This is a genomic window from Paenibacillus sp. CFBP 13594, from assembly GCF_014842675.1.
In the GTDB taxonomy this organism is placed as follows: Bacteria; Bacillota; Bacilli; order Paenibacillales; family Paenibacillaceae; genus Paenibacillus; species Paenibacillus amylolyticus_B.
Genome location: NZ_JACYVQ010000006.1, coordinates 364,935 through 386,109, shown reverse-complemented (window position 1 = coordinate 386,109; position 21,175 = coordinate 364,935). Strand labels below are relative to the sequence as shown.

Here is a 21,175-nt window from a genome sequence, read left to right as displayed (position 1 = left end):
GTTTTTTTGTTATCCGATTTACTTGTGTTTATAGTTCAACGATGGCTTTGACTACATGTGAATCTGGCAATAGCCATTGGTCTATTGCAGTAGGTAACTCATCAAATTCCACGCGGTGTGTGATATATCCATCCATACTTAATTTCTTTTGACGCAAGATTGACAGGACCTGTTCAAAATCTTCACGGGTTGCGTTTCGACTGCCCAGGATGCTCATCTCCCGCTTGTGAAACTCAGGATCATGAAAGGTAATATCCGCTTTCACCAGTCCAACAAAAATGAGTTGACCACTATGCGCAACATATTGAATGGCCTCATTCATGGAATTCACGTTACCGGTTGCATCGAAGACAGCCGTAGCATAGTCACCTCCCGTGATTTCAGCCACTTGTTGTACAGAATGTTCATTAGCCTGAACCAAGTCATCCGCTCCAGCCCAAGTCCGGCTAAGCTCCAGCCTGTCCAGATTACGATCAACGGCAATAACACGTGCCCCCGCCTGTTTGGCAAATGCCATCACGCCAAGTCCAATGGGGCCAGCTCCAATCACAACCACATGCTCACCAGGCTTGATTCCTGCTCTTCTGACGGCATGGGCTCCAATGCTTAATGGTTCTACCATTGCCGTTTCATCCAGCGTCAAACCTTCTGCTGAGAGCAGATGTGAGACAGGAACACTGATTTTTTCTCTCATGCCTCCGTCTACGTGCACACCCATGACTTGCATGGACGCACAACAATTGGTTTTTCCACTGCGACATGCAATACAGTGCCCGCAGTGCAGATACGGAATAATACTTACCTGATCCCCAGGCTTTAATCCTGCCTCGTTCGGACCGATTTCTTCAATAACAGCCGCCAGTTCATGACCCAGAACACGAGGATAGGTAAAGAAAGGTTGGTTGCCTTTGTACGCATGCAGATCCGTTCCACAGATCCCAATCCGCCGAATGGCAACCAACGCCTCTCCTTCTGCTCGTTCCGGTTGAGGCAGGTCCTGGAGTTTCAATTGATCTATTTCTTCACATACAATGGCTCTCATCGTTGTTCCCCCTTGGATGCTTCTGCTGACGTGTTGCTTGGCTTCGTATTATATTCAGGTCGTCCGCTTGACCACGTCTCGTTATGCAATGGGGCCAGAATGCGCAGCACTTCATCCAGCAAGCTCTGATCGATCGGTTCCTCTACCCAGGCTGCATTATTGAGGATATTGCGCTGGCTGGCACTGCTCACCAGTGTTGTTGGAATTCGTTCATTCGACGTAGAGAATTGCACGGCCAGCTTGGCAATGTCACTGCCTTGTTCTGCACAGAAGCGGGCAGCCTTCAAGCAGAGCTGTTTCACCCGATCATCTGCCGGATGCCAGGCAGGAGCCCCTCGGGTACTCAACAAGCCCATAGAAAGAGGTGAAGCATTGACGAGGCCAATTTCTTTTTTTTCCAACAGGGGCAATAACGATAATAATGAGGTATCATTCAATGAATAATGACAATACGAGATGATCGCATCTGCATCGATCTGTGGCAGAACCTTCTCGAACAACGGTAAGGGTAATCCACAAATGCCCGCATGTCGTATAACTCCCTGCTCTTTCAGACGCAGCAACGTTGGAAAAGCTACTTCGATAATAATCTCTGCTGGCACAAATTCAATATCATGCAGGAACAGAATGTCGATATAGTCTGTATGCAGTCGATCCAGGCTCTCTTGCACACTATTCAGAATTCGCTGACGTGAGAAATCAAACTCATTTTCCCCATACCGTCCGGCTTTGGTTGATAACATATATGAACTGCGCGGCAAGCTGCGAATGGCCTCACCCAACACTGTCTCCGCCTTTGTCAGCCCGTAGTAAGGCGAAACGTCTATGTAATTCATCCCTGCATCTACGGCCGCATGTACAGTGCGAATCCCTTCGTCCCGGTCAATGTCACGAAATACAGAACCGAGTGAGGATGCTCCAAAGCTCAATACAGGTACGTCCAGTTCCGTCTTGCCAAGTATTCTTCTCTTCATCGGTTTAACCCCTTCCAGCGTGTCTGACTACACAAGTTCCCTTTCATTGTAACAGTTCAATTTCAATATAAAATATCGCCAATTGCGTAACATGTACTGTTTGATGACCTCGAACCGCAGAAAGAAATCAAAAAGCCCGCCGTCTCTCCAAACGGAGTAGTCAGCGGGCTTGGCTTCATAAATACTTATCTAACGATCAGCATTTATGGGAGTAGTATTCAAATAATCAGGATTAGTTCTGCATTACGAAATCTTCATGTACGGCATTCTCTTCATCGAACATACGCACGATGTCATATCGGGTATTACGTTGTGCCGGGATATAACCGGACTCCCGAATTAAACGCAGAATCGATTCGATGTTAACTTTGTAAGTTGCACCAGCAGCAGATACAACGTTCTCTTCAATCATCGTGCTACCGAAGTCATTACAGCCAAATTCAAGCGACTTCTTACCGATCTCAGGACCCATCGTTACCCAAGAGGATTGCATGTTCTTGATATTATCCAGCACCAGTCGGCTAATAGCTACAGTCTTCAAGTACTCTTCCGGAGTCTGACGCTCCAGCTTAAGGTTGGTATTGTCTGGCTGGAAAGTCCAAGGAATGAATGCCAAGAAACCTTCGGAGTCATACTTGTTCGCAATACATTCATCCTGAGCCTCACGTACACGGAGCAAGTGTAATGCACGCTCTTCCATCGATTCACCAAGTCCGATAACCATCGTTGCCGTGGTGTTCATACCGATGCGGTGTGCAGTTTGCATAACGTCCATCCAATCCCGCCAAGAACCTTTCAAACGGCTGATCTTCCGACGTGTGCGGTCATCCAGAATTTCAGCGCCGCCGCCAGGCAAGGAATCCAGTCCAGCTTCGTGAATGGCACGAACAACTTCTTCCAATGTAAGGCCATCGGATACTTCAACCATTTTCATAATCTCCGCTGGGGAGAAAGAGTGCATCGTGATGTTTGGGAAACGCTCTTTGATGGCTTTCAACAGGTCTGTATAATAGCTGAAAGGCAAGTTTGGATTCGTTCCACCTTGCATCAAAATTTCGGTACCATTCACATCTTCCGTTTCCTGAATCTTCTGGAAAATCACTTCGTCCGGAAGCACATAACCTTCATCCGAACCAGGTCTGCGGTAGAAAGCACAAAAACGGCAGTACACATCACACACGTTTGTGTAGTTGACGTTACGCCCAATTACAAATGTTCTGTATGGTTCAGGGTGCATGCGTTTCATAATGACATTAGCAGCTGCCCCGATTTTGTCCACTTCATTGGATTCAAATAGCTGAATCGTGTCTTCCAAGTCCAAACGTTCGCCCCGAAGGGCTTTATCTAAGATACGGTCTACCGTACTCATCGTAAAAAAGCCTCCCTCATGAAGAGAAATTATATAACGATCCGTCCCAACTTGTTCAAGAGAAGCAAGTTCTGGTGGCAACATCGTATTTCTGTACTCCACATATCGTAACACAGGTTACATGTGAAAAAAAGCACCTTATGTACAGGTGCTTTAAAAATAAGTAAAAATTTTTACATATGGAAAAGAATTAGTTCGAGATTAAGTGATACGCATCGGCGTATTCGGGCATCCACTTTTGTTAGGATTCCTGAAGTGCTTGTTCCAAATCTACAATCAGATCTTCGATATCTTCCAGACCTACCGAGAAGCGCAGCAACCCATCTGTAATGCCACGGTCACGGCGAACGTCAGCCGGCATTGCCGCATGAGACATCATCGCTGGGTAGGAAAGAATACTCTCCACAGCTCCCAGGCTTACTGCAACAATGGGGAGCTTCACCCGGTTAAGAACTGCTTTTGCACGATCGCCTGAACCGACGTCAAATGAAACGACAGCTCCATATCCTGTGGACTGGCGCTCATGTGCCTCACGGCCCGGATGATCCTCCAGTCCAGGATAAAAGACAGCGGTAATATCACTGCGCTGATTAAGCCATGCCGCCAGTTTGGCTGTGCTCCGTTCACTATGAGCCATGCGAGCCCCTAAGGTTTTCATACCGCGCATCAGAAGCCAGGATTCTTGTGCCCCGAGTACAGTTCCAAGTCCATTTTGCAACTGTTTCAGTTGTACACCAAGTGATTCCGTGCGAGCAACCGCTAACCCTGCCAGTACATCACTGTGACCTCCGAGAAACTTCGTAGCACTATGTACGACGATGTCCACACCAAGCTCAATTGGACGCTGATAGTACGGTGTCATAAAGGTGTTGTCCAGAATCGTGATCAGGTCATGTTCCTTCGACCAGTCAGTTACAGCAGCGATATCCGTAATTCGCAGTGTAGGGTTGGACGGTGTCTCCATATAAACTGCCTTGGTGTTTGGTTTGAGTGCCGCTTTTACTTCATCTATATTGGTCATGTCTACAAAGGTTGTCTCGATCTGCATACGGCTTAATATGGAAGTAAGCAAACGATACGTACCTCCATATACATCTTCCGTTACAATCATGTGGTCCCCTGCGGAGAACATCATGAACACGCTTGAGATCGCAGCCATCCCTGAAGAATAGGCAAAACCTCGTGCCCCGCCCTCCAGCAATGTGATGTAATCTTCCAAAGCCTGACGTGTCGGATTACCCGAACGACTGTAATCATGTTGAGGCGGATTGAAGATATCAAAATGATGGAATGTTGATGCTTGGTAGATCGGTACACTCGATGCTCCAGTCGTTTTGTCAATTTCATCGCCAAAATGGAGCAACTTGGTATCAAATTTTAACTCGGAATTGGGTTTGTTGTTGGACTCACTCATGAGTGCACGCCTCCTTCCACTTCCTGTTGTGCAACTGTCAGAGCATTGCCGAGATCTGCAATCAGATCATCTGCATGTTCAATGCCTACGGAGAACCGGAGCAGACGGTCATCCACACCTACGGCTTCACGAATTTCAAGCGGAATATCTGCATGAGTCTGTACTGCGGGATAAGTCATGAGTGATTCAACTCCGCCGAGACTTTCGGCAAAAGCAATGAGTTTGATATGACGCAGCAACGGTTCAACATAACGTGCATCCTTCACTTTGAAAGAGAAGATACCTGTGTTACCGGTGGATTGTTTATTCTGTATTTCATACCCCGGATGATCGGATAGGCCTGGATGATACACTTCAACCACCGCTGGGTGCTCAAGCAAGTATTTAGCAATAGTAAGTGCATTGTGCTCATGACGCTCCATGCGAAGAGCCAGCGTTTTCATCCCTTTCATCAACTGGTAGGAGTCACTTGGAGACAATACCGCTCCAATGGAATTATGCAAGAACGCCATCTCTGCAGATAACGCTTCACCTTTGGTAATAATTAGTCCAGCGAGCACATCATTGTGTCCACCCAGATATTTGGTAGCGCTATGAATGATGATATCGGCACCCAGTTCAATCGGACGTTGGAAAAATGGAGTCAACAACGTGTTGTCAACAATGGTCAACAGGTTGTAACTTTTCGCCCAGGAAGCAACGGCTTCCACATCGGTGATCATCATCAGTGGATTGGTTGGTGTCTCAATAAATACCGCTTTGGTATTCGGCTGACGAACCTTCTCCAGTGCTGCAAGGTCATTCGTGTCCACATAACTTGCAGTTACGCCGAAACGGGACAGAATACGTTCCAGCAGACGATAGGTTCCACCATACAGATCCAGCGATACAATCAGATGATCCCCTTGACCAAACATGGCAAAAATCGTTTGCAGCGCGGCCATTCCCGAGCTACAGGCAAACCCTGCATCACCGGACTCCAGCGCTGCAGCGGCTTCTTCCAATACTTTACGGGTTGGATTAGTCGTACGAATATAATCAAACCCCGTGCTTTGTCCAAGCTTCGGGTGGCGAAACGCAGTGGATTGATAGATCGGAAAGTTAATGGCGCCTGTTACCGGTTCATTGATGGACCCAATTTGTGCTAAGCGGCTTTCGATTTTCAACTTGTTGTTGTCTTCCATTGCTGCATCCTCCTGTAATCTCGATTAGATTTGCGGACCAATATCATAAGGTGTTTCTTGATACACATAGTAATTGAGCCAGTTAGAGAATAATAAGTTGGCATGAGCGCGCCAAGTAGCCGGTGGCACACGGGAAGGGTCGTCATTCGGATAATAATGTCTAGGCAATGCGATATCCAACCCTTTGGCTGCATCCCGGTCATACTCCCACTTTAATGAGAACGGGTCATACTCGGCATGTCCTGTGGCAAAAATCTGTTTGCCGTCTTTGGTAGCAACCAGGAAGATCCCCGCTTCCTCGGATTCAGCCAAAATCTCTAAATTCTCATTCTTTTCAATATCTTCGCGTCTCACTTCCGTATGACGGGAATGTGGAACGTTGAATACTTCATCGAATCCACGCAACAACGGAACATGTGGTTTATTAATGGTATGTGGGAAAACGCCAAAACACTTTTCATCAAGTGCAACCTTGGGTACGTCAAAATGATGGTATAAACCTGCCTGGGAAGCCCAACATATGTGGAGGGTTGAAGTCACATTGGTTTTGGTCCATTCGAAGATCTCCTGGATTTCATTCCAATAGTTCACGTCTTCGAAATCCATCTGTTCCACCGGGGCACCCGTAATAATCATTCCATCGAAACGGCGGTGCTCAATCTCATCGAAGGTTTTATAGAACAGATCCAAATACTCCTGAGACGTATTCTTCGACGTATGGGATTTGGGATGTACGAGAACGACATCCACCTGAATAGGCGTGTTTCCCACCAGACGAAGCAATTGTGTTTCGGTCGTTTCCTTTGTGGGCATCAGGTTTAATATAGCGATACGGAGTGGACGAATATCCTGCTGATATGCAGAAGTTTCATCCATGACGAAGATATTCTCTCCTTCAAGTACTTCTTTTGCTGGTAGAGTATCAGGTATTTTGATTGGCATAGTAAATCTAACTCCTCCTTGTGCATAGATAGATGCAGCCACCCCTGGCTTGATGTCTTCACATCAATACAGTTATAGACTGCCTTGAGCTTGTAAAAACATTGAATTGTTCTTTCATCCAACGTTACAAACAACCTCAAGTTCCTTAGCGAAAATCACTGCTGAGAAGTCGGGGCATATGACAAAGACCTTCCTCGGATTTCGAGAAAGGTCATATGTAAAATAGATATGCGCCTCTCTCATCTCTCAGTTACAACAGTGCCACTTGACACTTAGTCGCTGCAAGAATTAGCACCGTGCGGTATACCGCCGGTTGCCGGGTTTCATCGGGCCAGTCCCTCCACCTACTCTTGATAAGATTTCGCTGTATTAGATTGTAATTTAATATGGTTCACCGTCTACTTTATTACATTAATGCCCTCACGTCAAGATGCAGTTCGATGTCTGCTTCCCAGATCGGAACCGTTCATCATCCGTTGTCATACACTGCCTCAGGGCGCGAAATAGACACATTTTTGCGCTTGAAAGCACCTTGTACCAGCGGTATACTAAACAAGGTGTTATAAACCCTTATGTGAGAGGTGACATATTAAATGGATGGCGACCCGAGGCCTGACTGGCAGCCGAATTCCGACAAACTGCATAGAGAATTGACATCAGCATGCCGGCAGCGGGACGTGACTTCCGTTTGATTTTATAGTGAACGCAGCCCTGATCTCCAGGCTCCGCTGCCGACCGGCTGATTTGTTCTTTTTGCGCCCATAATGATAATATCCGCCAAGTTGGCGGGTGCAGAAGGAGTAGATTAACGATGAAAATCCGGTTGGTAAACAACGGTGTATTTATTCCGGTGGACGACATTCAGCAGGCGCTGACTCCACCAGCGGAAGGATTTTACTGGATTGATGCAGACGTAGACGATTTGGCGGTACTTCAGCCGCTGTTCTTGATGCATGATCTGGCTGTGGAAGACTGTCTTAGTGACGAAGAACAACGTCCGAAGATTGAAATTTATGAGAACCATTATTTTATTGTGATTAATAGCATCCGTTTCGATGATGAAGAGATATTTCTACGTGCGGTGAACTTATTCCTCGGCAGACATTTCATTATTAGTGTTACCAAGCAAAAGGTCAGCGAATTGCGCACACTGAAACCCATCCTGTGGGAACAGGAAATCAGCACACCGGATCGTCTGCTGTATTTGCTGGTTGACTTGATTGTTGATAATTATTTCACCGTAGGTGACCGAATTGAAGCACGGATCGAGAAGCTTGAGGAAGACATTCTGATGCACACCAAAAAGTCACATCTGAATGAAATCATCGGGCTGCGCAGTGAGATTCTGTGGCTGAAAAAAGTCCTTGGACCTCAGAAAGAGGTCATCAACACCCTGAACAAAAAAGATCTGCGTCTCATCGATGATCAACTGCAAAAGTATTTCAGTGACATCTATGAGAATGCTGTAAAAATATCTGAAACCTTTGAGACTTATCGCGACCTGATGGGCAACTTGCGAGAAGCCTACCAATCCAGTATTGCGAACCGGGCGAATGAGATCATGCGTGTATTTACCGCCATTACCACGGTCTTCATGCCGCTGACGGTCATTACCGGTATATACGGCATGAACTTTACGAATATGCCAGAGCTTAACTGGAAATACAGCTATTTTGTTGTAATTGGCCTGATGGTTACACTGGGCCTGAGCATGTTCTTCATTTTCCGCAAGAAAGACTGGGTATGAACTCGTATGAAATGAAAAAAGACGAAGCGCTCCTCCGGGAGAAACGCCTCGTCTTTTTTCATTTCTGATCATTAACCAACATTCTTCTCTGTCTCTGCGTGCCGACGGAAGCGAATTCGAATCATGCGCAGTCTTTCATAGACCTGCTCCAGACTTCCTCCATCGGGTTTCTCTCCTCCATACACCTTATGTAATACTGGCTTCAGGAACGTATCTCCCAGCTCCTCATACGCACTCCATACGGCCTCTTGTTCGTTCTCTGGCATCACTGCCAGCTCCACATCAAGAAGACAATCGGTGTCATAACCTTCGTGATCCAGTGCCTCTAACAGCTCAACCAACTCACGTCGGGATAATCCGGATCGATTAACAATCTCCTCTAACGTATACCCTTCCTTCATGCCTTCAAGCACCTGCTTACGCGTGGTGAACTTATCAAGTTCCTGCTTATACTTCTGCTCTCTCTGCTTGTATAACCAACTCTCATACTCTTCCTCCTTCAGCGCCGTGTATACCCAGTCCAGCGGGAATGTCGTTGAACGCTCCAACCCGTTTGTAATCTCCATCCATTCCGTACCATACTCAGTTGCTTTGCTCTCTCCTACGCCCGGCAGTTGCATCAGTTCATCCAGCGATTGCGGAACAAAGGCACTGATCAAACGCAGCAAACGATTTGTTGCAATAAAATACGGTGCCTTCCGGTCAGACACAGCTCTCTTCCTGCGCCATGTGCACAGATCCGTATATAATTGCTCATTGCCGTATAACTCACTGTAACAATGGAGCCGCTGTCCACCATAACTGCGTGACTTCAGATCATCATTCTCATGAAATAACCCCTGCAACTGCGGTCGGTACCCCTCACTCATCTGTATGGCAAGCTGATGACGGTAAATATGAAGCAGCTCCTCCCAAGAAGTCCCTTCATACCAGATGCTGTCCTCACGCTCTCCTTCCTCGTAGCGACTCCATCCCAGCTGCCAACTATCTTCCTCTTCCCCAATCCATAACTGTGCATACTCTGCATTCTGATCCGACATTCTGGACAATCTGTTCATGAAAATGACTTCCATTTTCGTTCCCTCCCTTTGAATATTCAGCTTATACGAGTTAGAGATACTACCTATAGGCAGCAAAAAAAAACACCCCTCCTGCAAAATCCATGCAAGAGAGGTGCTTCCTCATTAACCGTACTATGCTGTTGCCCATATCATACCACAATGGTAAAATTCGTCAATCCCTTAATGACCTACTTATTCAATGCCAACTTGGCAAGCGCCAGCGAACCACACAGCCCTGCATTGTCGCCAAGTCCTGGTGAAACAACATACTGGTCAATGTCGGATTGAAGTGCCGGATGCTGAACGTATCCAGCCAGCAACTCCTGCAGTTTGCTACGCACCATCGGGAACAGGTGCTCCTGCTTCATTACTCCGCCACCCATGACGATTTTCTGCGGAGAAAGAATGAGAACATAATTCATCAGTGCATGTGCCAGGTAATGTGCTTCGATCTCCCAAGCTTTATGATCTGCAGGCAGTTCATAAGCCGGTTGCTCCCAACGTTTGTTAATGGCCGGTCCTGCTGCAAGGCCTTCGAGGCAGTCACCATGATACGGACAGAAACCCTCGTATGTATCCTCCGGATGTCTGCGTACAATGATATGTCCCATCTCTGGATGTGACAATCCATGGACCATTTTACCGCCAACCACAGCACCTGCACCAATACCTGTACCCACAGTGATATACAGACAGCTCTCAAGGCCTTGTGCAGCGCCCCAGGTTGCTTCTCCAAGTGCCGCACCATTCACATCCGTATCAAATGTCATCGGCACATCAAAATGCTCCTTGAGCTTGCCTATCACGTTATACTGTCCCCAATGTGGTTTAGGTGTTGTTGTGATATATCCATATGTTGGGCTTCCTTCAATCGGATCAATCGGACCAAATGAACCTACGCCCAGAGCTTCAATGCCTTTGCCTTCAAAAAACGAAATCACTTGAGCCATGGTCTCTTCCGGTGTTGTTGTTGGAAAACTTACGCGTTCCAAAACTTCTCCGTTTTCTGTGCCAATACCACATACAAATTTGGTTCCGCCTGCTTCAATTGCGCCTAAGATCGTCATGTTAGTCACACTCCCAAGTTAGTTTAAAAAGGAATTCGAATTGCTTTACTTGATGACACTATAATTACCCTGCTACTTGTTCTCCAGCTTGGACAATCGTTTCATTAACGTTTGCCTCCAGCTGTCTGACAGCGCAGGAATGGCCAGCAACGCCTGAATACCTTCGACATTTTCTTTCCCCTGATGCATGATTCGATTGGCTTCAAGAACCGTCATTGAGGCTGGACCGGTGCTGATCCGTCGAAATATCGATGAAGGCCCTACCTCACCTTCTTGCAGTACACGAAAGTAAAAGCCGGTATATCCACTCTCCTGAAAATAAACAGGCAGGTCCTTAAAGTCATACCTTGCACCCAGCTTGAAGCAAGGTTGTCTGGGCTGACTGACCTGCACTGTAGCTTCGCCCAACTCGTACACATCACCAATCCGGACGTCTTCTTCGGCACAGCCTTGAACTGTCAGATTTTCTCCACAAGCTCCCCAATCCAGCGTGCGATCCATCAGTTGTTCCAGCGCCGGATAACGACTGTAATCGTATACACAAACGGCTTTGTCAGGCCCACCATGATGCACCAGATCCGCCTGCGCATCCCCTGTCATTCCAGTGAATGACAGGAAAACCGCGCCGGATACAGGATGTTTCACAATGCCGCTCAGCACCTCACGCTTCTGCCCAGGGAGCGGCTGCGGCAGTCCTACATTAATGGCCAGAACAGCTGTATTGTCCTCCCCTGGCTTTCGATCCGATGTGAGTGTCATTTGGCATCATACCTCCCATAATCACTTTCTTTTAACGCACAGAGCCGCCAAATACGAGTGTATTACTCAAGAGCCGGCCTGGTGAAGTCAGCATTTTGCCCCCGGCATACATACCCGAGGAAGCACCGCCATCCAAATTCATGGCCTGTTTGGCACCAAGCTTCTGCATCACCGCTGCCCACTCCTTGATTGTTGCTCCGGAAACGGTAGCCAGCATAACAGAACCGTCCGCCATAATCGCAATACCACTTCTGGCTCCAGAAGCATTAAGAATCTTGGCATCCTTGAAACCTTCGCTCGTCGGATTGACAGCTACCTTGCCGTCTTTCACCAGACGGGGTCCTGCTCCCACAGCAGTCACTACATCTTGCCAAGGGATCTCTTTGCCTGCTGCGTTCGTATACTTATAATTCATTTCTACGGTCGAACCAACGGTAAAACGGTCCGAAGAAGACTTCTGATTACCTGTGAAGACCAATACCGAGCCATTCTTAGGAATCGCTACATTGGTATTGGGCACTTTTTTGGTCACGATACCTTTCTCCATGACAACCGCAGTGCCACCTTTGAACCCAACTGTGGCACCTCGTTCAGGCGTATACAGCATCGTAATGCTTGCGTTCGCTGAAGGGGTTCGATTAATAAAAGTCGCATACCAACTGCGTGATTTACCTTTTTTATCCGTTACTTTACCTGTCAAACTCACCTGAAGTGAATCCATGATCGCCGAGCCGTCTTCCTTAAATCCGATGGATGTTCCATATCTTCCAATATGTATGACCTTACCATTTGCTATTAACATGCCATATGGATCTGGTGCTCCGTTATATGCTTCAAAAAATGCTCCGTTAATGGCTGCTTGCGCACCATAGGCTTTCACGATCGATGGCAATGTTGCCGTCTGGCCAACTTGCTTCTTCGCGAGTCCGACAGTAACCGGTGTTCCCTTTGGAATCGAAACGGTCTGTACGGTAAAATTACGTCCTGCTGCTTTTACTTTCTGTACTTTGGTACTAATTGCTGCTTTGGCATCCACTGTCTGTGGTGCACTTACTGCTCCCGAAAGAATTACGGGCAAGGCCAGGACAAGGGCCATAGCCCCTGTCCACCACTTTTTGCCTGTTCGTACGTTCTTCATGTTGCTCACCCTATTGCCACTCCCATCCAAGAGCCAAGGCTCTTCATCTCAAGTTGTTCAAACTTGTCCATCACCATATCCGGATCAAGACGCAATTCACAGATATCCAGCGCACAGGCAACCGGAACAGCACAATGAATCTCTGCCAGTTTGCGAGACAGATGAAGCATGTCCAGATCATTCTCAATCTTGTTACGCACCGAAGGGGTCAGTTTATCCATGTTGCTCAAAATCCCTTCAATGGAGCCGTATTCCTGTACAAGCTTCAACGCTGTTTTCTCACCAATTCCCCGTACGCCGGGATAATTGTCGCTGGCATCTCCCATCAGACCCTTCATGTCAATCACTTGACGAGGTGTCAGTTGTTTCTCGGCCATGAGCGTTTCAGGATTATACACCATGTAGTTGCCATGGCCTTTTTTCATAATAATGATACTCGTGCGGTCATTAATCAGTTGCAACATGTCGTGGTCACCCGTCAGTACCATAACATTCATATCTGTCTCTTCGGTATAATACTTCGCAAGCGTCCCGATACAATCGTCGGCTTCGAATCCTTGTGCACCTATATTCGGAATACCCAGGCTATCCATCACTTCACGAATCAGGGCAAACTGGGGAATCAGGTCATCCGGAGCTTCGGCCCGGTTGCCTTTGTAGGCTGCATATTCTTCACCGCGGAACGTCTTACCGCCCATATCCCAACAACAAACGACATGACTTGGTCCAAAAGTCTGAACCGCATCCCAGAAATAACGGATAAATCCGTAGACTGCGTTGGTAGGCAATCCTGCCTTTGTACGTCTGATATATCCGCTTGCAGATGTCGCATAAAAAGCACGGAACAACACCGCCATACCGTCTACCAGCAACAAAGTAGGTTCATTACGTTGATTCACTTGAATTTGTTCTCTCCTATCTAAATCTAGCATATAAAATACGAAACTAATTCTATCATTATAGCATAGTTCCGCCAACCATCGTTCAGCCAAAAAAGCCCTGAATTTTGAACAATTCAAGGCTGATATTCAGCGCGTTTATGCGTTGTTCCATTCCTGCTCATACGTTTCTTCCTTGAATCCAACCGTCACCTTTTCTCCATCCGTAACGATCGGACGTTTGATCAGCCGACCATTGGAAGCCAACAAACGAATCTGTTCATCAGCGGACATGCCCGGAAGCTTATCCTTCAATTGTTGTTCTTTGTACACTTCCCCGCTCGTATTAAAGAACTTTTTCACTTCCAGTCCACTCTTTTGGATGAGTTCTGTTAGTTCAGATTCGGATGGCGGTGAGTCAAAAATAGGGATTAACTCCAGCTCATGTCCTTGCGCTTCAAGCCATTTTACAGCTTTGCGGCATGTGCCGCATTTGGCATATTGATATACTTTTAAGTTACTCATGTGTGTGTTCCTCCAAATGCTCCGGTTTCGACTTCTCGCTTCCCTTGGTTTGCTTCGCAAATCCAAAAGTCGCTCCAAATCGATACCATCGCCATGTAATTTTACTGATTTTTGCGAATGAGATCAAAAAAACATATTCGCTATATTTTTTTGGATCAAAATCTTACAGCTTTTATATCTTTAAAAGCTTCAAAAGATTTGAAATCTTAAAAGATTTAACATGAAAATGCTAAACATCAATACATTAACGATAGAACATAATGATTAGCCTACGGCATGTTGTTCGGGTGCATGGTGGATCCCTCACGCAAGTTAGCCAACCAAGGTTAACTGCCAAACAGGACAGGCCGTGCAGGAAACTGCGATACGAGGTGCAAAACTAAGAGCCCCGTCGCAGCTTCCTACAGTTCTTCTCTGGGAGTTGCCTCATCATTCAAACGCTGCTCTAGCGCGGCCATATCTGCTGGAAAAGGGGCTTGGAACGTTATGCGTTCCTGTAGAATGGGATGTTCAAATGTCAGCTCACAGGCATGTAATGCCTGGCGTTCGATCCAGGTATCCCGTTCTTCTCGAACAGCCATGGTCTGCTCATCGATCTCGTGCACAGGTAATGTCTTGTACATTCGATCACCGATTAATGGACAGCCGATGGACGTCATATGTACCCTGATCTGATGGGTTCTGCCACTTTCCAGCTTGAGGCTTATCGCACTGGCGCTGCCTTCTGCCCAGCGTGTTAAGGTTGTGTACAGCGTTCTTGCAGCGTAGCCATCAGGTGTAACGATTCGGCGGTGTGGCTCTTCAGGATCGCGATCAATCGGGCCATCTACTGCCCCCTGTTCTGGGACAGGGCTGCCGTGCACAAGTGCAATATATTTCTTATCCACTGTTCCTGCAATCATCTGTTCGGACACATGCTGATGCACATAAGGGTTCTTGGCTATGGCCAGCACACCTGACGTTTCCTGATCGAGTCGATGAATCGGTCTGAACCGGAAGCGCTCGCCCTTGGATTTCCAGTAATGAACAACGCCATTTGCCAAAGTACCCGTGTAATGTCCATGTGTCGGATGAACGATGATGCCTGCATCCTTGTTTACAACAAGTAAGTGCTCGTCTTCATACAGAACGGTAAAGGGAATAGGTTCAGGCAGAATATCATCCGATTCCTCTTGCTCCATCCGAACTTCAACGACATCACCCGCAGCTACCTTGACGCTAATGTACACGCGCTCTCCATTAAGCATGACACCTTGCTCAGTCAGCTTAATTTTAGATAAAAGCTTACGCGACACCAGCAACCGGCGCTGAAGCACGGTCTTCAGCAGCCAGCCATCTTCTTGTTCGGTCACCGTGTAGACAATCGGCGAATAATATTGGCTCATTCTTTGCGGCGGAAGACTTTTTTGCTCCGCACATATTCAATATCCGCCACCTGTTGTCTCGCGTTGGCCGTCCGTGCAACCACGAAGAAATAATCAGACAGTCGGTTTAGATACCGTCGTACAGACGGATTAATATCTGTATGTTGTCCAAGTGTTACCGTGCGACGCTCTGCGCGACGACACACAGTACGGCATACATGAAGAGCAGAAGACAGCTGACTGCCACCTGGAATAATGAACCGTTCCACTTTTGGATTCTCTGCATCATACTGGTCGATCCATTGTTCCAGACGTGTGACCATTTCATCTCTCACCTTATATTTGGTCTCACTAATCTTCACAAAGGCCAGATCCGACCCACAATCAAACAGTTCCTGCTGCACTTCCAGCAGATGTTCACGCAGATCCTCGAATTCGCCCTGAGCAGAGTCAATAAGGCTGATCGCCTGACCGACAAAACAGTTCAATTCATCAATCGTGCCATAAGCCTCTACTCGGTCATCATCCTTGATGACGCGTCCACCAATAACCGAAGTCTGACCTTCGTCACCTGTTCGTGTATATATGCCCATCGTTACCCCTCCAATTGTTAATATCATTAATGAATACGGGAATGCTATTTTTCAGAAACCCGCCTATCGCTTTACACGTATATAAGAATTGGTGTGCTCTGCCGAGTATACGACAAATCGAAGGAAACCAAAAGTAAAGGAGACGATTATGCAAAACTGGATAACCGATTTCATGGAACAATACGGCTACATAGGCATTGCACTCATTATTGCTCTTGAGAACGTATTTCCCCCAATTCCATCCGAGATCATCTTGCCGTTTGGCGGTTTCATGACCACTTATACCAGCCTAACTCTTCCAGGGGTTATTATCGCCGCTACCATTGGCTCCGTCCTTGGTGCTGTGATCCTGTATGGTATTGGTCTACTCATTGACGTCGAACGCCTTGAGAAAATTGTGGAACGCTGGGGACATGTTCTGCGCATCAAAAAAGAGGATATTCACCGTGTCGATGCATGGTTTGACAAATATGGCATGTGGACCGTATTATTCTGCCGAATGGTTCCCCTCGTTCGTAGTCTTATCTCCATTCCCGCAGGCATGTCCAATATGAAATTTGGTTTATTCCTTCTCTTTACAACCATTGGTACATTGATCTGGAATGTCATTCTTGTCTGCGTTGGTGCTGCGCTTGGCGCATCGTGGGAGAGCATTTTGCACTTTATGGACGTCTATTCCATTGTAGTGTACGTCATTCTCGCCATCATTGTCATCGGATGTATCATCTGGTGGATCAGACGTAGCAAAAAGCAGAAATAAAAAGGACAGCTTAATAAATGAAGCCTCCTCGCCACCAATTCGTGGTTAAGGAGGCTTCTTTATGTCACCCGTTTATGTCATCTCGCTATCGTTCATCTTCATTTCGCATGCCCTGACTCTTAAGATCGATAGCCAGACCAGATACCAGCATGTACATCTTTTCAGCATGTATCTGCAGCATCCGATTAACCGAAGCCATTCTCGCTGTAAATATTCGTTCTTCCTCGGTAGGATGCAATGTGCCATGCATTTCATTGGTAATCACAAGCAACTTCCCCTGATAAGACAATAGAGCATCAAGCAAAAGCTGTGTCTCTGAACGCTGATGATCCAGATCCTCTGTTGCCCTGAAACCGGCAGCCATCCATGAGGTCAGACTGTCTACAATTACAATTCGCTGATCCGCCAAAAACAGATTGGATTCCCGATTAATCTGGGTGATCACCTCTGTCAGATGCTGACCGTTCCCGGCATGAATGGCACGATAATGAGCGGATGGCAATTCGGGAATAACGGGATCATGATCACCGGTGGATAAATATACACCCTCCCGGCTAATTCCGGCTGCGTACTTGAGGGCAAACCGGGTTTTACCACTACCTATGCCGCCTGTGACCGTAATCAGCAATCCGCTTCCCTCCTTCCATAGCCATTCTGAATTTTCTTTACTCTGTCAGCGCCTTCAGCACTTTTTTGGATTCTTCGACATTGGAAGATGACACTGGAATGGTAGCGAACAGATTGCTCGCAGCATATTCTACATCTTTAAACATTTTCATATCTTCGAGCGGAATGCCGTAAAGATGTGATTCTTGTTTGATATCTGAACCTCCATCTCCTTCACCCTTCTCTACCAATACTCCACCCTCAAATACACCCCGTTCAAACTTCTTGGGATCAAAAGTATCATCCAGCGGAACATTGGAGCCATTACTTCCGTATTGTTTCATGTCGGACTCAGGCAAAATGAAAATATCATGTCCTCCAGCCGCATACTCTACCATAATTTTCTGAACATCATACATCGCACTGGTAATCACTTCCACCTTGGGTTCCTCACCCAGTTTCTGTTGCAGATTGGCCTGTAACTGCTCTGAGATTACAGATGGATTTCCTTGGTTATCAATGATGAATATGGAAAAACCATCTTTACCTCCACAACCAGCAAGCAGAAAAACGATAGAAATGATTGCAGTAAGCCCCCAAAATCTCTTCATTCCAGTTCCCCCTTTAGTCTCCTATGTCCAATATATCACAATTGTTCCACTCAAAAAAATAACCTGGCTTATCGGGGGATCACCCTGCCTTTACACACAAAAAAAAGAAGACCTTCTCAGGTCTCCCTTTCTAATTCGATTAATGAAACGTTTCAATCCAGCATAAACGTTATTTTGCTTTAATCGGGTTAGCCTTCATATATTCATTAATCTTTAAATCCAGCAAACTGCTGATTTCAATTACAATATCGGATGTGAATGATTTCTCTTCGAGGAAGATCTGTTCCATCTTGCGACGAAGCATATGAATTTCATCTTCCAAGGAAATGTCATGCAAAGATGCGTTATCGGGTTTCACCGACCATCGGTCGCCATGATCGCCTTCTGCCAGAACGTGCCCACGATTCGTCGGTAAATCATATTCAACACAAAACAAAGCTAACCCCTCCTTGGAAAAATGGTTTCCAAATATATGAAAACTTATTTCAAATTTGAATTATATCACACTATTTTGTAAAAGAAAGTTATTTTTTTCCAATGATAACAATGTCACAATTGTAAAAAGATTCTACTTTAGTATTAACCCTCTTTTTGCAGTTTGTAAACAAAGTTTCCGATTCGTTCCAAAGCTTCATTTAATTGGGTTACAGAAGTAGCATAAGAACAACGCAAGAAGCCTTCACCCTGAGGGCCAAAAACATTGCCCGGAACAGCAGCCACTTTATTCTCCGTTAACAATCGCTCAGCAAACAGGTCGGAACTCATACCCGTCTTTTGAATGCTCGGGAATGCATAGAATGCTCCCTGAGGTTCATGACAATCAAGTCCAATATCTCTGAAGCCCTGCACAATTAAACGTCTACGCTGATTATACGATTCTACCATCCGATCTTTCTCACCCAAACCATTCGTCAACGCCTCAAGTGCAGCAACCTGACCCATGGCCGGCGCACACATTACCGTATACTGATGGATTTTGAGCATGGCTGCAATAAGCTCAGGATGACCACACATGTAACCGATCCGCCAACCTGTCATTGCAAAAGCCTTCGAAAATCCGCTTACGAGAATGGTCCGCTCCTTCATGTCAGGGATAGCTGCAAAACTAACATGTTTTTGCGTATACGTCAATTCAGCGTAAATTTCATCCGCGATCACAATCAGATCATGCTTTTTAATCACTTCAGCAATAGGCAGCCACTCTTCATACGTCATGATGGCTCCAGTGGGATTACTCGGATAACACAGAATAACCACTTTCGACTTCGGTGTGATGCCAGCTTCAAGTGCTTCCGCCGTTAACTTGAACTGATCTTTTGCGTAGGTTTCAACACCAACTGGTATACCGCCACCGATTGAAGCGATTGGTGAATACGCCACGTACGAAGGTTCAGGAATGAGAATCTCGTCACCAGGTACGATTAATGCGCGCAAAGCCAAGTCTATCGCTTCACTGCCACCCACCGTAACAATAATCTCATCCTTGGGATCGTATTTGGTATCAAACTGAGTATCCAGATATTCACTGATGGCTTCTCTCAACTTCGGCATACCTGCGTTGGATGTGTAACTGGTCATACCTCTTTCCAGCGAGTATACACAAGCTTCACGCATATGCCAAGGGGTAACAAAATCAGGTTCACCCACACCCAATGTGATAATATCCTTGTTGTCTCCAACCAGATCAAAGAATTTGCGAATTCCGGATGGAGGTATCTGCTGCACGAGGGGTGCCAGATAAGATGTCATTTTCTTGTTGTTCCCGGTTGTCTGTTCATTCACTATCATGACACATCTTCCTTTACGGCGAGATCATGAGACGGTTGTCTTCTTGATGGTCTTCAAAGATAATCCCGTCCTGCTTATATTTTTTAAGAATAAAATTCGTTTTGGTTGAAAGTACAGAGTCTATCGGAGACAGTTTCTCCGACACAAAATTAGCGACTTCACGCAGGTTGCCACCTTCCACTTCTACGAGCAGATCGTATGCACCGGACATGAGATATACGGACTTCACTTGCGGATAGAGATAAATGCGTTCGGCAATCCCTTCAAAGCCACGACCACGCTCCGGCGTGATCTGCACCTCAATCAGAGCTGTTACTTTTTCATCATCTATTTTGCTCCAGTTCACGACGGTAGCGTATTTTACGATGACGTGGTCTTGTTCAAGCTGTGCAACGGCGTTCTTGATCTTGTCTTCCGACTCCCCCAGCAGCGTCGACAGCAGTGCGGGAGTCCTTCTCGCGTCTTCCTTCAGCAGATCCAGAACTTTTAATTGCAGATCGTTCAAATCTTTCATGGTTTTCCCTCCAGCATCATCCAGGTTCCTGAAAATGAATTAATACTTATATTACATGAATTTGACGTTGATGCATAGACAAAAGACCGCCTGCCCTGAATTCAGGCAAGCGGTGGTATGGTCCTTTACCATTAGGTGCTTCAAACCTCTTTTGCAAAGGTTACATGTAATAAGGGTTACCGTAATTCGGTTGATGCTGCGGCACATTAGGAGCTTGGCTATATGAACTGTTCTGCGTATTCTTTTCCTGAATGAATTGCTGACACTTTTGTTGGGTCTGGTGGGCGGACTGAATTTGCTTGTCCACATCCTGACGAAGTGCTTTGGACGAAACAGAATACATGTTGTTTTGCTGCATCAGATTGAACAGTTCCCCTTGTAATCTTAGGGTATCGTTTGTCAGGTCTGTGAACATTCGACGTGTCATGGGGCAGGAAGCTTCCGTTGTCGCAGTCGTATATTCGCGCGAGGTTCGTCTTAAATCTGCAAGAATCGACTTCAGCAGATCCTGCTCCTGCATAAAAGCGCCATTAGATGATGGAGATTGAGAATACATGCGTTTTCCTCCTATACAGTTAGAGTTGTTTTCAATTACTGACTTGCGCCGGTGCAAGAGACTGATGTTGTTGCAGTGCATTGACAAGCGTGTTCAGATGTTGTTCATGTGAGCGAACATAGTGATTCAGTGCCTGTTGAATTTGTGGATTATGTGTGATGGAAGCTGTAGCTGCACACTGCTTAATCAGCAGTTCTTCATTGGTGATAGAGTCCGCAATGTAGTTCAATTCCTTGGGACTCAGCGCTTGCATAGTCTGATTCTGCATGTTTCGATGGCCTCC

General features: G+C 46.4%; 23 protein-coding genes and 1 riboswitch. Of the genes, 2 read left to right on the top strand and 21 right to left on the bottom strand.

The window, feature by feature from the left end; genetic code table 11:
- Positions 1–28: 28 nt before the first annotated feature.
- The 6 genes from IFU39_RS21045 to metA form a co-directional block, all read right to left on the bottom strand.
- Complete coding sequence (locus IFU39_RS21045) at positions 29–1,042, bottom strand: zinc-binding alcohol dehydrogenase family protein (protein WP_105598002.1); 1,014 nt, start codon at positions 1,040–1,042, stop codon at positions 29–31.
- Positions 1,039–2,016 (bottom strand): aldo/keto reductase, encoded by a 978-nt coding sequence (locus IFU39_RS21040; protein ID WP_105598001.1) that lies wholly within the window; start codon positions 2,014–2,016, stop codon positions 1,039–1,041. The genes IFU39_RS21045 and IFU39_RS21040 overlap by 4 nt, the downstream gene beginning before the upstream one ends.
- A gap of 232 nt (positions 2,017–2,248) precedes the next feature.
- Positions 2,249–3,385 (bottom strand): cyclic dehypoxanthinyl futalosine synthase, encoded by a 1,137-nt coding sequence (gene mqnC / locus IFU39_RS21035; RefSeq protein WP_105598448.1) that lies wholly within the window; start codon positions 3,383–3,385, stop codon positions 2,249–2,251.
- Between the two features lie 241 nt (positions 3,386–3,626).
- The gene (locus tag IFU39_RS21030) at positions 3,627–4,799 is read right to left on the bottom strand and encodes a trans-sulfuration enzyme family protein (protein WP_105598000.1); all 1,173 of its coding nucleotides are present in this window, start codon (positions 4,797–4,799) and stop codon (positions 3,627–3,629) included.
- A complete protein-coding gene (locus IFU39_RS21025; protein ID WP_105597999.1) occupies positions 4,796–5,983 on the bottom strand; it encodes a PLP-dependent transferase in 1,188 nt (395 codons plus the stop codon). The genes IFU39_RS21030 and IFU39_RS21025 overlap by 4 nt, the downstream gene beginning before the upstream one ends.
- Before the next feature lie 24 nt (positions 5,984–6,007).
- On the bottom strand, positions 6,008–6,925 hold the full coding sequence (metA, locus tag IFU39_RS21020; RefSeq protein WP_036610071.1) for a homoserine O-acetyltransferase MetA: 918 nt from the start codon (positions 6,923–6,925) through the stop codon (positions 6,008–6,010).
- A 236-nt stretch (positions 6,926–7,161) separates the two neighbouring features.
- Positions 7,162–7,285, bottom strand: a riboswitch (SAM riboswitch).
- Positions 7,286–7,736: 451 nt separating this feature from the next.
- On the opposite strand from metA, the gene corA reads away from it, so the two are divergent.
- Positions 7,737–8,672: a magnesium/cobalt transporter CorA gene (corA, locus tag IFU39_RS21015; protein ID WP_062833460.1), complete on the top strand. Its 936-nt coding sequence runs from the start codon at positions 7,737–7,739 to the stop codon at positions 8,670–8,672.
- A gap of 71 nt (positions 8,673–8,743) precedes the next feature.
- On the opposite strand, the gene IFU39_RS21010 is transcribed toward corA, so the two are convergent.
- From IFU39_RS21010 to IFU39_RS20975, 8 genes are all read right to left on the bottom strand, one after another.
- Positions 8,744–9,745, bottom strand: a complete 1,002-nt coding sequence (locus IFU39_RS21010; RefSeq protein ID WP_047844208.1) for an HRDC domain-containing protein — start codon at positions 9,743–9,745, stop codon at positions 8,744–8,746.
- Between the two features lie 176 nt (positions 9,746–9,921).
- Positions 9,922–10,800 carry an ROK family protein gene (locus IFU39_RS21005; RefSeq protein ID WP_047842269.1) on the bottom strand — a complete coding sequence of 293 codons (879 nt, stop codon included), beginning with the start codon at positions 10,798–10,800 and terminating at the stop codon, positions 9,922–9,924.
- Between the two features lie 72 nt (positions 10,801–10,872).
- Positions 10,873–11,559, bottom strand: a complete 687-nt coding sequence (locus tag IFU39_RS21000; RefSeq protein WP_105597998.1) for an MOSC domain-containing protein — start codon at positions 11,557–11,559, stop codon at positions 10,873–10,875.
- Positions 11,560–11,590: 31 nt separating this feature from the next.
- Positions 11,591–12,697, bottom strand: coding sequence for a phosphodiester glycosidase family protein (locus IFU39_RS20995; RefSeq protein ID WP_197997846.1), 1,107 nt, complete (start codon positions 12,695–12,697; stop codon positions 11,591–11,593).
- A gap of 5 nt (positions 12,698–12,702) precedes the next feature.
- On the bottom strand, positions 12,703–13,596 hold the full coding sequence (locus IFU39_RS20990) for a 5'-3' exonuclease (protein WP_017689620.1): 894 nt from the start codon (positions 13,594–13,596) through the stop codon (positions 12,703–12,705).
- Positions 13,597–13,734: 138 nt separating this feature from the next.
- Positions 13,735–14,100, bottom strand: a complete 366-nt coding sequence (locus IFU39_RS20985) for an arsenate reductase family protein (protein WP_017689621.1) — start codon at positions 14,098–14,100, stop codon at positions 13,735–13,737.
- 401 nt (positions 14,101–14,501) lie between these two features.
- Complete coding sequence (locus IFU39_RS20980; protein ID WP_192134684.1) at positions 14,502–15,485, bottom strand: RluA family pseudouridine synthase; 984 nt, start codon at positions 15,483–15,485, stop codon at positions 14,502–14,504.
- Complete coding sequence (locus IFU39_RS20975; protein WP_036610088.1) at positions 15,482–16,057, bottom strand: cob(I)yrinic acid a,c-diamide adenosyltransferase; 576 nt, start codon at positions 16,055–16,057, stop codon at positions 15,482–15,484. The genes IFU39_RS20980 and IFU39_RS20975 overlap by 4 nt, the downstream gene beginning before the upstream one ends.
- A 148-nt stretch (positions 16,058–16,205) precedes the next feature.
- Between IFU39_RS20975 and IFU39_RS20970 the strand changes: the two genes are divergently transcribed.
- Complete coding sequence (locus IFU39_RS20970) at positions 16,206–16,817, top strand: DedA family protein (RefSeq protein WP_017689624.1); 612 nt, start codon at positions 16,206–16,208, stop codon at positions 16,815–16,817.
- A gap of 85 nt (positions 16,818–16,902) precedes the next feature.
- On the opposite strand, the gene IFU39_RS20965 is transcribed toward IFU39_RS20970, so the two are convergent.
- The 7 genes from IFU39_RS20965 to IFU39_RS20935 all read right to left on the bottom strand — a co-directional run bounded on the left by IFU39_RS20965 (position 16,903) and on the right by IFU39_RS20935 (position 21,160).
- Positions 16,903–17,445 (bottom strand): bifunctional adenosylcobinamide kinase/adenosylcobinamide-phosphate guanylyltransferase, encoded by a 543-nt coding sequence (locus IFU39_RS20965; RefSeq protein ID WP_076209196.1) that lies wholly within the window; start codon positions 17,443–17,445, stop codon positions 16,903–16,905.
- A gap of 37 nt (positions 17,446–17,482) precedes the next feature.
- Positions 17,483–18,034, bottom strand: a complete 552-nt coding sequence (locus IFU39_RS20960; protein ID WP_091014722.1) for a hypothetical protein — start codon at positions 18,032–18,034, stop codon at positions 17,483–17,485.
- 169 nt (positions 18,035–18,203) lie between these two features.
- Positions 18,204–18,425 (bottom strand): aspartyl-phosphate phosphatase Spo0E family protein, encoded by a 222-nt coding sequence (locus IFU39_RS20955; RefSeq protein ID WP_179198508.1) that lies wholly within the window; start codon positions 18,423–18,425, stop codon positions 18,204–18,206.
- A 188-nt stretch (positions 18,426–18,613) separates the two neighbouring features.
- Positions 18,614–19,822, bottom strand: coding sequence for an aminotransferase class I/II-fold pyridoxal phosphate-dependent enzyme (locus IFU39_RS20950; protein WP_036610094.1), 1,209 nt, complete (start codon positions 19,820–19,822; stop codon positions 18,614–18,616).
- Positions 19,823–19,835: 13 nt separating this feature from the next.
- On the bottom strand, positions 19,836–20,336 hold the full coding sequence (locus tag IFU39_RS20945) for an Lrp/AsnC family transcriptional regulator (RefSeq protein WP_024628343.1): 501 nt from the start codon (positions 20,334–20,336) through the stop codon (positions 19,836–19,838).
- A 160-nt stretch (positions 20,337–20,496) separates the two neighbouring features.
- On the bottom strand, positions 20,497–20,892 hold the full coding sequence (locus tag IFU39_RS20940; RefSeq protein ID WP_091014731.1) for a spore coat protein: 396 nt from the start codon (positions 20,890–20,892) through the stop codon (positions 20,497–20,499).
- A 31-nt stretch (positions 20,893–20,923) separates the two neighbouring features.
- Positions 20,924–21,160 carry a hypothetical protein gene (locus IFU39_RS20935; RefSeq protein ID WP_091014732.1) on the bottom strand — a complete coding sequence of 79 codons (237 nt, stop codon included), beginning with the start codon at positions 21,158–21,160 and terminating at the stop codon, positions 20,924–20,926.
- Positions 21,161–21,175 lie beyond the last annotated feature (15 nt).